Source organism: Synechococcus sp. UW69 (assembly GCF_900474185.1).
Classification (GTDB): domain Bacteria; phylum Cyanobacteriota; class Cyanobacteriia; order PCC-6307; family Cyanobiaceae; genus Parasynechococcus.
Genome location: NZ_UCNW01000008.1, coordinates 505,040 through 516,300, shown reverse-complemented (window position 1 = coordinate 516,300; position 11,261 = coordinate 505,040). Strand labels below are relative to the sequence as shown.

Here is an 11,261-nt window from a genome sequence, read left to right as displayed (position 1 = left end):
GTGGTGTGTTTCCGTGCTCTTGCTTGCTTCCGCCTCGCCGGCGCGTCGCCGCTTGCTGGAGCAGGCGGGAGTTCCGCATCGGGTGCGCGTCAGCGGTGTGGATGAGGCGCAGATCCACCATTCAGATCCAGCAGAGCTGGTGAAATTGCTGGCTCAGGCCAAGGCTGAGGCGGTGGCTCAGGCGCTTAATCCTGTTGGCGATGCCGAGATCACAGCGGTGCTGGGATGCGACTCCGTGCTCAGTTTTGGGGGACAGGTGTTCGGTAAACCCACGGGGCGAGGCGAAGCGATCGAGCGTTGGCAGCGGATGGCTGGTGGTTGTGGATCCCTGCTGACGGGCCATTGCCTGATGCGTCGAGGACAACCTGACGTGCTGGCGTGTGTGGAGACGGTGGTGCGGTTTGCGCCGCTGAATCAGGCCGAGATCGAGGCCTATGTGGCCAGTGGAGAACCCTTGCAATGTGCCGGTGGTTTTGCCCTCGAGGGCCGCGGCGGACTGTGTATTGATGGCTTGGAGGGTTGTTATTCGAACGTGATCGGCCTCAGCCTTCCTTGGCTCCGAACAGTCTTGGGACAACAGCTGGCGTAGTGCGCATCATGGGGTTCCACTGAGTTGTTGCCCGTGGTGCGTTGGTTCCGGCGGCTGATCACTCTCGGATTGGCTTTGGTGCTGGCACTGCTGATCGGCCCTGTGGCCAGTCGAGCCTCCTTGATGGATTTGATGCCGCAGCTGGAAGGCCAGGGTTCGGTCGAGGAGCAGCTCAATCAAACCTTGGAAGGCAAGTTTGAGCTCGCCAAAGTTCGCATTCTTGGAGTGCCGGCGATCAGTGTTGCCAGCCCGGTTCCTCTCGGTGATCGCACCACCATCGCGGCATCCACACGAGCTCGGGTGATTGAAGGCAACCTTCGGGCCCTGTACGACCCCAATCAGCTGTGCAGTTTCAGCGAGCGCGTCAGCGAATGGATGCTGGATTCTCTCCTTCAGGTTGAAGATCAGATCTGCAGTGCCGGTCAGCGTTACGGCTTGGTCCGCTCGGGTGATCCTCTGAAGCTGGTGGTGCTGCGCGAAGGTCGAGGACCCTATGAACTGGCTGCACTTCTGCCAGGTCGTGATCAGCCGTTCCCGTTGCTGACGGTTACCACCGCTGATGCCGAGATCAATGGTGCCAAGGAGCTGGCGCTGGCCCAGGCCTGGCGCGCACGTTTGGAGCAACGCTTGAACCATGCCCGAAGGGTGTATGCGCCGGCTCAGTTGATCCGCCGCTTCCGCATGGCGTTGGTGCTGGAGCTGCTGTTGGGGCTGCTGGTGGTGGCCACCACAATCCTTTGGAACCGGATGCGGCAAAGGATTACGCGCCTGCAGCGGGAACTCTTGGAGAAGCGGCAGCGGTTAAAGCGGGTGGAGATTCGCCTGCATGCCGAGCAGGCGCTCACGATCGCTTTGCTGATGCTGATCATCACCGAATTGGTGTTGATGCTGGCGTTGGGCGTCAGTGCGATCCCCGGCCAGGTCCCTTTGGGTATTGATTTGATGCTTCAGCCCTCCTTGGCGGTCGCCAAGTTGCTGGTCCTCACCTTGGCCACATTCCTGCTGCGCAGCCTCAGCATGTTTCTGCTGCGGCAGTGGATGGCCGATGTGGATGTGCCGCCGCAGGAGCAGGCCCGCCGTCAGCAGCGCTACCGGAGTCTGGTGCGGGTCATCCATCGCCTGATCGATGTGATGGGGGTGTTGTTGGTGAGCCTTTGGATCGTGCTGGATATTCCCGGTGTCCGCTCCACGTCGGCATCGCTGTTACTCGCTGGAGGTGCACTGCTGGGTGCACTGGCGTTCGTGTTTCAGGGCGTTTTGCGTGATTTTTCGGCTGGCCTATTGATGCTGCTGGAGGACCGCTGTGCCATCGGCGATTGGGTGGAGGTGGATGGCATCGATGGGGAAGTGATCGATGTTGGCCTGTTTGGCACCCAGATCCGCTGCCTGGATCAGCGGGTCAACATCCTCAACAACGCATCCATCCTGCAGATGCGCAATCACACCAAGCTGCGATCCGGCAGCTTGGTGACGTTGTTGATTTCACATCGCCAGCCTGATCTGGAAGTGGTGTACCGCGTTCTCGACGCTGAGATTGACGCCTTCCGTCACGACCCAGTCTGGGGAAGTCGGTTGATCAGTGAGCCGGTGCTGCGGGGGGTGAAGCGCACCTCTGCCCTCGGCGTGCATATGCAGGTGTTGTTGATCACCAAAGCAGGTGAGCAGTGGACCACTGAGCGCGAATTCCAACGCCGTGCCCTCCGGGCCTTGCATCGCCGTGGGGTTCTATTAGCGGACGGTTTAGACCTTTCCTCTTCAAGAGTTGTTGATCCCGGTACCCGTTAGCCCCTTGCTTCAGCTGGCTTGGGTCGGTGCCCAGAGCTTGCTCCGCTTCCTTAGGTCTCACTGTGCTGGTGTTGCATCCTGCTTTTTTGATGCCCTAAGAGCGTGACCTGGCTGTTCAGTTTTGGATTGCTATCACATGATTATCTCTGCATTATTGCGATGAAGATTTCCTGGATTGTCCTATTGCTTGCTTCGCTGATGGCTGCTTGCAGTGGCGAAGGTCTGTCTCCCGAGCGCAAAGCTTGTTTGGAGAATGCCAAAACAGAGGCAGAGCGGATTGCATGCAACAACGCTGCAGCGATTAGGTCGGACCGCGAGGCTCAATCCGAGTGATTGATTCGCTCCCCCACCTGGGTAGTACTCAACATCCTTGCCATTGCTGACGGGATGTTGAGTACTGGGCTGGTCAACCACTGACCCTCGTTGGGGTGCTGAGGTTGAGCCCTAAAAAGCCACAGAAGACTGGGCTACGGCTGACCATAGGGAGCTGATTGCAGTGTTGCATCCAACGCAAATCGCTCCCACGATCATCCCGAAGTAAAAGAGCTTGACGTACCCGAGACGTGTCTCGGGCACCCAAACATCGCTTTCCTCTCTGGGCATCAGCCCATTCCGATCTGAGAGAGGATCCCTTGGCCAGTGAGCAGCTCAGTCCCTAAGCCAATGATGAATCCCATCATTGCGAGGCGACCGTTCCAGGTTTCAGCGAAAGAAGAGAAGCCGAACTTGCTGCCCATAGTGTTATTAAAAAACGTAACAACCATACAAGCGATCTAGGGCTTCTGGTGTACCAAATGCTGCAATCAGGCTGCCAATCCCCACCCCTGCGTTGTTTTGAGCTGTCGGAGCGGTGAGGTTGCAGTCCACCACGCCTCCATGTCCTTGCCGTGAAGTGCTGCGGTACTCATTGCGGGTCGGTGGTTCTGGTAACGGGTTGGCTAGCGCTAGATGCGGGCAAGGCGGGCGTAGCGCTGCATGTTTTCCAAGCAGTCCTTTCTTTCCGCCCCTCTTGCTACTCGCCCAAATAATGCAAGCTTCAGAACCCGCTCAGCAGAAGGTTCCTTGTGCCTGAGATCGCTTGCATGGCCAGAAGCAAGGCCACCAGCAGATTGCTGCTGATGTGAAGGCGTCGCGCAGTCACGGAATGACCAATTAAGGGCTGCAGCGCTGTAGAGCTCAGCAATAGGCCAGTGAGCAACAGGCCCATCCAGAAATGGGACTGCCAAAACAAGGGGCTCCAGGGAACATCGCTGAACCGTTCCACGGCAGGTTGTAGTCCCAGCAGAAGCAGGCCGCCCCCACTGGCGGCAGCCCACAGCAGGCGCTGCCAGACGATTCGGCTCGAGAGCAGGCGCCCAAAGCAGAACAGCACAGCGCTTCCAGTGAGCAGCAGACCTAGGGGATGGGTGGCCCAAAGGCTGTGGCTGAGGCCGATCAGCACCGCCATTAGCACTCCGCCGGTCACCCAGGCCCCATGCTGCGCATGCTCAACCGGCACGGTGTCGGCGATCGGGTTGATCTTCAATCGCTTTTCCCGCACCAAGATCCCCAGTCGGATCGTGGCCCCCACCACTGGGTAGACAAACAGGATCATCAGCACGGGATGGATCAGTCCCAGCCAGTCGTTGCTGGTGAGCGCTTGCAGTGCTAAGGGATCAGCCAAAAAAAAACGCAACCCTGAACCCAGGGTTGCGCATCGTGGGCCTGTGAACTGAGGATCTGGATCAGACCTTTCTGGAGTAGTACTCCACCACCAGCAGTTCGTTGATCTCAAGGGCAACCCACTCGCGTTCGCAGCGGGCGGTGACCTTGGCACTCAGCTTGGCTTTGTCGAGCTCCAGGTGGGTTGGCACGTTGGCCAGGCCGGGGAACTCGAGGTTGGCTTCAGCCAGCTTTTTGCTGCACTTGCGCTCGCGGATGGCGATCACGTCGCCAGGCTTGCACTGGTAGCTGGCGATGTCGGTCACACGACCGTTCACGGTGACGTGCCCGTGATTCACCAGCTGACGGGCGCCAGGCACGGTGGGACCAAAGCCGAGGCGGAAACAAACATTGTCGAGACGGTTCTCGAGCAGCTTGAGCAGGTTGGTTCCTGTGGAACCCTCCTGGGCGCGCGCTTTCTTCACGTAGCGCACGAGCTGACGCTCGGAGACGCCGTAGTTGAAGCGAAGCTTCTGCTTCTCTTCGAGACGGATCGCGTATTCAGAGCGCTTGCGACGGGCTTGGCCGTGCTGACCGGGGGGATAGGACCGTTTTGCGGCCTTCCGGGTGAGACCGGGGAGGTCTCCCAAGCGCCGCGTGATCCTCAGACGAGGGCCGCGGTAACGAGACATAAGTGGGAAGGTGTTTGTTGAGATCGTGCAGTTGTTGGGCATGCTGGAACCGAAACAGTCCCAGGCATCTCCCGCGATGCACGAATCGAGCATTCTATCTGGCGGACTCGCCGACCACCTGCGACGGGCGATGAATCAGGCTCTCGCTGCTGTTCTCCTGGCCGGCATCGCCTTCTATCGGCGCTTCATCTCCCCGATGATCGGGCCCCGTTGCCGCTTCACGCCCACCTGCAGTGCCTATGGCTTGGAGGCCATCCAGAAGCATGGTCCTTGGAAGGGAGGCTGGCTGACCGTGAAACGGCTGCTGCGGTGCCATCCCTTCACTCCCTGCGGATGTGATCCGGTGCCCGATTGATGCATGAGCTCACGCTGTTCAGCCGCACAGGATGCTGTTTGTGTGAAGGCCTGGAATCCCGCTTGCGCGCCCTCGATCTTGTGGGGATATCGATCACGTTGAAGGTGATTGATATCGATGCGCCAGAAACTCCCCAGGAACAAAGGGCGCGTTACGACCTCGAAGTGCCTGTGCTCGCGCTCGATGGTTGTGAGCTGCCCCGGGTTTCCCCGCGTCTTACTGGTGAGGGACTGTTGAATTGGTTGCAACGCTGCCTGTCCACGGCGCTCTGAACGGCTTAAAACTCCCTCAAGAACCGGGGAGAGGGGATGACTCAGGCGTTGCATGCCCTGTTGAGTGATGCAGGGATTGCGGTGCCGCAAGGCCTGGCCAATCCCACACTGGAAGCGATCACGACTGATTCACGCCGGGTTGGGCCGGGGAGTCTGTTTCTTGGGCTTCCAGGGGAGCAAGTCGATGGGGGGACGTTCTGGGCTCAAGCACTCGAGGCAGGTGCTGCCGCCGCGGTAATCGGACCTGGGGCTGCTGCAGCGCACCCTCCTGGAGCTGATGACCCTGTGGTGGTGATTGAAGAGCCGGTGGCGCGCCGCATCGGTGAGATTGCTGCTGCGTACTGGGATCACCCTTGCCGCCGGATGGCCTTGATTGGTGTGACGGGCACCAATGGCAAAACGACCACGACCCATTTGATTGAGCATCTGGCCGCCTCGGCGGGCCAGCCCGTGGGCTTGTTCGGCACCTTGGTCAACCGCTGGCCCGGTCACAGCATCACGGCCACCCACACCACGGCATTTGCCGACCGTCTGCAGGGGCAACTCGCGGAGGCTGCCTCTGCTGGCTGCTCCCTGGCGGCGATGGAAGTGAGTTCCCATGCCCTGGCGCAGCAGCGGGTGGCGGGCTGCCGCTTTGGCGGTGCCGTGTTCACCAACCTCACGCAGGACCACCTCGACTACCACGCCTCGATGGAGGACTACTTCGAGGCCAAGGCAACGCTTTTTGCCGATCCTTTGTTGCTCGATGGTGGGGGGCGCGCTGTCGTGAATAGCGATGATCCCTGGGGTGCGCGCTTGGCCGAACGCCTGGGCTCCGCTTGTTGGCGCAGCTCGCTGGAGGATCCATCGGCTGAACTGCACATGACCGACCTGCAGATGACGGGGGCTGGCGTGGAGGGACGCTTGATCAGCCCTGTGGGAGAGGGACGCTTCCGCTCGCCCCTGCTGGGACGCTTCAACCTGATGAACCTGCTTCAGGCGGTTGGGGTGCTGCTTCAGCAGCAGTTGCCCTTGCCGGTGTTGCTGGAGGCCATCGGCCGTTTCGGCGGTGTGCCTGGACGGATGGAGCGGGTGATCGTGGACGGGGTTAACGATGAAGTGCTGCCGCCGGTGTTGGTGGATTACGCCCATACCCCGGATGGCTTGGACAATGCTCTTTCAGCAGCACGTCCGTTCTGCACCGGCCGGCTGATCTGTGTGTTCGGTTGTGGTGGTGACCGGGATCGGGGCAAGCGTCCCCAAATGGCCGCGATTGCAGCCCGCCTGGCTGACCGCGTGGTGGTCACCTCCGACAACCCGCGAACGGAGGATCCTCAGCAGATCCTCGATGACGTGGTGACGGGGATTCCGGACGGAATCGATCTCCTTGTGGAGGGCGATCGGGCCAGTGCGATCGCCTCAGCCATTGCAGAGGCTGAGGCCGATGATCTGGTGCTGGTGGCCGGCAAGGGGCATGAGGACTACCAGATTCTCGGCACCGAGAAGGTGCACTTTGACGACCGCGAGGAAGCGGAACAAGCCCTGCGCCAGAAGTTGCTCTGAAGCGGTTGCTGTGAAGCGATCAAAGGGCGCTGATCGCTGCCACCAGGGTGTTGATGTCGTCTGTTGTTGTACTGATGTGGGTGCAGGCGCGTAGGCAACTGGGGTCGGCTAAATCGCGAATCCAAAGCCCTTGGGCACCCAACTGCTTCACATGCTCAGCGGGGGATACTTCGCCGTTGATCTGGAAGCTCACCAGTCCGCTGGCGGGCGCCGTTTCCAGCAGGGGTGTGACGTGGTTTAGCCCTTGGAGTGCCTGCCAGAGGTTTCCGCTGAGTTTTCGAATGCTGTCCCAGCGTTGGTCGGCTGACCCCTGTCGTTCCAGCAGTTCAAGGGAGCAGCGCAGGCCGGCCATCAGGGGCACGCAGCTGGTGGCCACTTCAAATCGGCGGCTGTCGTGGTGAAACAGATCGCTGCAGTTCAGATCGGCCTTGCTTTCATCGCGCAAGCTGCGCCAGCCGATCACGGTCGGAGCAGCCTCAGCCAGCACACGTTCTGAAAGTGCCACGCCTCCCAGGCCTTCTGGCCCGCAGGCCCACTTGTGCCCGGTGAAGGCATAGATATCAGCTGCGGCAGCAGCTTCTTCGACGGGAATCTGCCCGAAGCTTTGGGCGGCATCCACCAGCAGAAACGGTTGTTGTGGGTGTTGATTGAGCTGTTCGGCGACGGCGGCAATCGGCATCACCTGTCCCGTGTTCCAGAGCAAATGGCTCAGCACCACCAGTCGGGTGCGTGGGGTGAGAGCCTGTGCGACCGCTTTGATCACGGCGGCATCGCAGTGGGCCTGATCACCACGCAGATGCTTCACCTTCAGCAGGTCAATGGCGAGGTTCTGGCGCCTGGCCAACTCAACGCAGGCGCTGACCACACCTGGGTGTTCGCAGTCGCTGATCAGCAGTCGGTCGTCTTCAGCGAAGGGCAGACCCCACAGCGGCAGCACGCAGCCGCTGGTGACGTTCTCGGTGAGGGCCAACCGATGGGCCGGGACCCCGCAGCACTGGGCCAGAAGGCGTCGGGTGCTGTTCACCTCCGTGGCGATGTAGGGCCAAACATCTGCTGTGAACGGTCCCAACTCCTGAATGCGTGTCCAGCTCGCGGTGATTGCCTCGAGGGAAGGCCTGGGCAATGGCCCTTGGCCGCCGTAGTTGAAGTACGTCTTGTTCTGCAGGGCAGGACAGAGGTCGCGCATGGTCACGGCACTGGCGTGAGCCGAAGGATGGGTTGCCACCACGTTGCCAAGACCATTGGGTCGTAGCCAGGCGCTAGACGCTGAGCCTGCTGCGTGATCGTTTCAGGGCTGGGTCAATGAATTCAGCACCACTTCTTTCTGAACAGTTTTTCCGCTGTGCGTTCCATCTGCCATCCAGACCAGCGTCGCCATTCGATCTCAGCTGCCGTCAGGCATTGATCGGCGAGCGATTCATGTTGGTACGCCGGAGTGGCAAATCGGATGGGGCAAGTAGGACCAGCGTTCACCTAGTTATCCCGATGTGAACCAACCCTGTCTTGCAGGTTGGTTGCGTGATGGTTCTATTTGATACCAAACGCAATCGATCAGTATTTCAACTCAGTTTGCATCGCAATCTTGTGGGCCTGGAAAGCTTCAGCTGGCCTTGAGGTACACCTTGCGACCTTTAGCGTCCACTTTGTATCGACCACCCCGAGGGCCGATGTGAATCACATCCGATAGCGATGTGTGGATTGGGGTCGGTGGTTCCAAGCGTTCTGCTTCGACCACTGGAGATGTGGAAATATCTTGGGTCTGCGTTTGCAGGTGTGGCGCAGCTTTGAAAATATTGAGCCCGAGCTTGCGATACAGAAAATCTGCAATTCGCATAACGCATCACCAGAACATCAAGTTTATTTTCCGGTGATGTCAAGTGTTCGTGGTGTTGCTTCTCTCAATCACTCATCTTCAATGGGCTCAACCGAGACTGTTCGAGGAGGAATCGAGTCAGCTCGTTGGGACATCTGGAAAGTGCTCGTTCATGCACTCGGGGCAGATGCCATGGCTGAAATTCAGCGTGCTGTGCTGCATCAGGAACCGTTCGATCGGTTGCCAGAATCCTTCCCTGTCGCGGATGGACTTGCAGTAGCTGCAGGTGGTGACCAAGCCCTGATGGTGATGCATCTGGCAGAACTCATCCATCAGGGCCAGTGAGCGGCGCCTGAGTTCCAAAAGAGTGGTGGCCTGATCAGCCAGGCCTTCCATCACCTTGTATTGCGAATTGGTGAGTGATTTGGGAATGCGATCAATCACACAAAGCGTTCCGATGCGGTGATTGATATCGGTTTTGAGGGGGAATCCTGCGTAGAGGCGGATGTGGGGTTCTTCCTGAACGAGGGGATTGTCGCGGAATTTTTCGTGAAAAAGTGCGTCCTCAACAACAAGCGGTTTGGAATCGAGAATCGTATGGGCGCAAAAGGAGATGTCCCGGTCTGTTTCGCTGGCCTCAAGTCCCACCTTTGATTTGAACCACTGACGTTTTTCGTCCACCAGAGAGATCAGAGCAATCGGCGACTGGCAAATCTCTGAGGCCATTCTGGTGATGTTGTCAAAAGCCTTTTCAGGCTTTGTTCCCAGAATTCGATATTCACTGAGTGATCTCAGCCTGGCTGCTTCGTTGATCGGCTTGGGTGCTGTCCGCATTGGTTCAGCTCGCTAGGCATGCCTGTGGTCTAAGACATTCATTTTTTATTTTCTGTAAATATGCAGTGCGATACTTTGCGCTTTGTTGATTTTAATTTGATCGATTAATTTAATTCGCAGGGCGGCCACTTGAGGCATCAAGGCTGCTGGCCATGCTTGAGCTTTGAAGGGCATAGAAACGCACTTGTGACAACAGCCTTGGGACAACATCCGCCTGGCTCTGGATTCTCCATCCCGCCCTGGCAGTTCCATGACTGGGCTGGCATAGCGGTCACAGGACTGTCCATAGCGGCCCTGCCTGAGATCCTGCGAGACCTCCGCCTGCGCCGTTTGCATGTCACGGCGTCGGTGCTGGCGGCTGTGTTGTTTCTCATGCAGGGCGCGACTGGCACGCGGGATCTGCTGGAGATTCCGCTGAGCTGGCAAAAACCAGCGGTGTTTGGGTGCGATTTCGTTCTACGGAGCTGTCCGTAGAGCGTGATGAACGTCCAGCGACAAGACAGAAGCCTTGCTTGGAACTCCAATCTTTTATTGGCCGATTTGCTGATGAAGGCTCTCAATCAAGGCCAGTACGGCCGGTTCATTGGCATGTTGCGCCAAAACCAGAAGGTGTTCGGTGTAGGTGTACGGCTCGAAGTTTTGATCCACTAGCCAGGGCAGTGGTTGAGCTACTCGCATCTCTGGGGTGAGATAAGCCATCTGGAAGCTTTGTCCCGAATGCCTTGACGGCCGCAGGGCCATGGTTCTGTGCCGCTCTGGCTGGTTGATCGTGAGCAACTCTTCAAACCACTCTTGGGAGCGCTCGCGACAACTGGCGGGGAGGAAGGGCATCAGCTTCAGCTGCAGATTGCCCCTTTCCAAGCTCCATTGGAAACGATCCGCGAGGTCGCATTCGCTCTGATTGTTCTGGTTCAGAAGGGTTAGCTCGATCGGGCGGTTGTGCAGCTTGAGGATGAAGAGATCGTCGCGATCGTCGGGAATCTGCGTCGGCGTGGCCAGACAGGCGTCCAGGACGTGTTCTCTCAACAGCGTCACGGGATCTGTGCAGTTGAGGTCCACTCGCTGCGGGTTCATTGTCCAGCCCTCGGGTGGAACAACGCCGGGACTGTTCTGAAGCCAGAAGGGAGCCTGGAGGCGAAGACCTAGCCGGCGTTTGAGTCGAGCCATCTGGTGCACCTGGCGTTCCAGATCCAGAAGCTGAAGGTCGCCTGACACCTCCAACTCACCCTTGGTGCGTTTCAGCTCGATTCCGAATTGACGCAGAACCTTGTGGTGGCGCCGAGAAATCGTGCTCTGGTTCGAGAACTCAACTTCCGCTGCTCGCTCTGTCGAGCCCAGCCATAGGGTCAAATCGAGTGCTGCGAGTTGTTCCTCGGTGACCATTCAGCCGACTTGACCTCTTCAAATTTATTCGGCTTTCACCGAAATGCTTCTCAGAGCACTTGCACCACTTCGCTCACTTCGGGAATCGATTCGCGCATCTTGCGTTCAATGCCCATCTTCAGGGTCATCGTGCTGCTGGGGCAGCTGCCGCAGGCTCCCTGCAGACGCACCTTCACGATCGGGCCATCCAGTTCCACCACTTCAACGTTGCCGCCGTCGGCCATCAGGAAGGGGCGCAGTTCATCCAGCACCTTCTCCACGTTCTCCAGCGTGAGGGCCATGGTTTCAGTGCTCATTGGGATGAACCAGACATCAGGGTCCCAAGGTTACGGAGTGGCCCCATAGGGTGACGAGA

13 protein-coding genes and 1 pseudogene are annotated in these 11,261 nt (G+C 58.8%); 7 read left to right on the top strand and 7 right to left on the bottom strand.

Going from position 1 to position 11,261, the window contains the following annotated elements:
- Positions 1-13: 13 nt before the first annotated feature.
- The 3 genes from DXY29_RS06500 to DXY29_RS06490 all read left to right on the top strand — a co-directional run bounded on the left by DXY29_RS06500 (position 14) and on the right by DXY29_RS06490 (position 2,707).
- The gene (locus DXY29_RS06500) at positions 14-589 is read left to right on the top strand and encodes a nucleoside triphosphate pyrophosphatase (RefSeq protein ID WP_170952162.1); all 576 of its coding nucleotides are present in this window, start codon (positions 14-16) and stop codon (positions 587-589) included.
- A 33-nt stretch (positions 590-622) separates the two neighbouring features.
- A complete protein-coding gene (locus DXY29_RS06495; RefSeq protein ID WP_244279334.1) occupies positions 623-2,374 on the top strand; it encodes a mechanosensitive ion channel family protein in 1,752 nt (583 codons plus the stop codon).
- Positions 2,375-2,476: 102 nt separating this feature from the next.
- Positions 2,477-2,707 (top strand): hypothetical protein, encoded by a 231-nt coding sequence (locus DXY29_RS06490; RefSeq protein WP_115023859.1) that lies wholly within the window; start codon positions 2,477-2,479, stop codon positions 2,705-2,707.
- Between the two features lie 269 nt (positions 2,708-2,976).
- On the opposite strand, the gene DXY29_RS13700 is transcribed toward DXY29_RS06490, so the two are convergent.
- The 3 genes from DXY29_RS13700 to rpsD all read right to left on the bottom strand — a co-directional run bounded on the left by DXY29_RS13700 (position 2,977) and on the right by rpsD (position 4,707).
- Entirely contained in the window at positions 2,977-3,111 is a 135-nt protein-coding gene (locus DXY29_RS13700) for a high light inducible protein (RefSeq protein ID WP_226408308.1), read from the bottom strand.
- Positions 3,112-3,410: 299 nt separating this feature from the next.
- Entirely contained in the window at positions 3,411-4,037 is a 627-nt protein-coding gene (locus DXY29_RS06480) for a DUF4079 domain-containing protein (RefSeq protein WP_244279333.1), read from the bottom strand.
- Between the two features lie 61 nt (positions 4,038-4,098).
- Complete coding sequence (gene rpsD, locus DXY29_RS06475) at positions 4,099-4,707, bottom strand: 30S ribosomal protein S4 (protein WP_115023856.1); 609 nt, start codon at positions 4,705-4,707, stop codon at positions 4,099-4,101.
- 76 nt (positions 4,708-4,783) lie between these two features.
- Between rpsD and yidD the strand changes: the two genes are divergently transcribed.
- The 3 genes from yidD to DXY29_RS06460 are packed head-to-tail and all read left to right on the top strand — an operon-like array spanning position 4,784 to position 6,876.
- Positions 4,784-5,062 (top strand): membrane protein insertion efficiency factor YidD, encoded by a 279-nt coding sequence (yidD, locus tag DXY29_RS06470; protein ID WP_115024322.1) that lies wholly within the window; start codon positions 4,784-4,786, stop codon positions 5,060-5,062.
- Positions 5,062-5,334, top strand: coding sequence for a glutaredoxin family protein (locus DXY29_RS06465; protein WP_115023854.1), 273 nt, complete (start codon positions 5,062-5,064; stop codon positions 5,332-5,334). Before yidD ends, DXY29_RS06465 begins: the two co-directional genes overlap by 1 nt.
- 36 nt (positions 5,335-5,370) lie before the next feature.
- Positions 5,371-6,876 carry a UDP-N-acetylmuramoyl-L-alanyl-D-glutamate--2,6-diaminopimelate ligase gene (locus tag DXY29_RS06460; RefSeq protein ID WP_115023852.1) on the top strand — a complete coding sequence of 502 codons (1,506 nt, stop codon included), beginning with the start codon at positions 5,371-5,373 and terminating at the stop codon, positions 6,874-6,876.
- 19 nt (positions 6,877-6,895) lie between these two features.
- Here the strand turns inward: DXY29_RS06460 and DXY29_RS06455 are convergent, their stop codons facing one another.
- Together DXY29_RS06455 and DXY29_RS06445 are read right to left on the bottom strand one after the other, a co-directional pair.
- On the bottom strand, positions 6,896-8,062 hold the full coding sequence (locus DXY29_RS06455) for an aminotransferase class V-fold PLP-dependent enzyme (protein WP_115024320.1): 1,167 nt from the start codon (positions 8,060-8,062) through the stop codon (positions 6,896-6,898).
- Positions 8,063-8,827: 765 nt separating this feature from the next.
- Positions 8,828-9,523 (bottom strand): GAF domain-containing protein, encoded by a 696-nt coding sequence (locus DXY29_RS06445; protein ID WP_115023848.1) that lies wholly within the window; start codon positions 9,521-9,523, stop codon positions 8,828-8,830.
- 240 nt (positions 9,524-9,763) lie between these two features.
- On the opposite strand from DXY29_RS06445, the pseudogene DXY29_RS06440 reads away from it, so the two are divergent.
- Positions 9,764-9,997, top strand: a pseudogene (locus DXY29_RS06440) (DUF4079 family protein); the annotation flags it as partial.
- Between the two features lie 54 nt (positions 9,998-10,051).
- On the opposite strand, the gene DXY29_RS06435 reads toward DXY29_RS06440, so the two are convergent.
- Both DXY29_RS06435 and DXY29_RS06430 read right to left on the bottom strand, forming a co-directional pair.
- The gene (locus DXY29_RS06435) at positions 10,052-10,906 is read right to left on the bottom strand and encodes a hypothetical protein (protein ID WP_115023847.1); all 855 of its coding nucleotides are present in this window, start codon (positions 10,904-10,906) and stop codon (positions 10,052-10,054) included.
- A 50-nt stretch (positions 10,907-10,956) separates the two neighbouring features.
- The gene (locus tag DXY29_RS06430; RefSeq protein ID WP_011128549.1) at positions 10,957-11,202 is read right to left on the bottom strand and encodes a NifU family protein; all 246 of its coding nucleotides are present in this window, start codon (positions 11,200-11,202) and stop codon (positions 10,957-10,959) included.
- Positions 11,203-11,261: the final 59 nt, after the last annotated feature.

Excerpts from the sequence above, each read along its gene's own strand:
- DXY29_RS13700 (WP_226408308.1), bottom strand. The coding sequence starts at position 3,111 with ATGGGCAGCAAGTTCGGCTTCTCTTCTTTCGCTGAAACCTGGAACGGT.
- rpsD (WP_115023856.1), bottom strand. The coding sequence starts at position 4,707 with ATGTCTCGTTACCGCGGCCCTCGTCTGAGGATCACGCGGCGCTTGGGA.
- yidD (WP_115024322.1), top strand. The coding sequence starts at position 4,784 with ATGCACGAATCGAGCATTCTATCTGGCGGACTCGCCGACCACCTGCGA.
- DXY29_RS06465 (WP_115023854.1), top strand. The coding sequence starts at position 5,062 with ATGCATGAGCTCACGCTGTTCAGCCGCACAGGATGCTGTTTGTGTGAA.
- DXY29_RS06460 (WP_115023852.1), top strand. The coding sequence starts at position 5,371 with ATGACTCAGGCGTTGCATGCCCTGTTGAGTGATGCAGGGATTGCGGTG.
- DXY29_RS06455 (WP_115024320.1), bottom strand. The coding sequence starts at position 8,062 with ATGCGCGACCTCTGTCCTGCCCTGCAGAACAAGACGTACTTCAACTAC.
- DXY29_RS06445 (WP_115023848.1), bottom strand. The coding sequence starts at position 9,523 with ATGCGGACAGCACCCAAGCCGATCAACGAAGCAGCCAGGCTGAGATCA.
- DXY29_RS06435 (WP_115023847.1), bottom strand. The coding sequence starts at position 10,906 with ATGGTCACCGAGGAACAACTCGCAGCACTCGATTTGACCCTATGGCTG.
- DXY29_RS06430 (WP_011128549.1), bottom strand. The coding sequence starts at position 11,202 with ATGAGCACTGAAACCATGGCCCTCACGCTGGAGAACGTGGAGAAGGTG.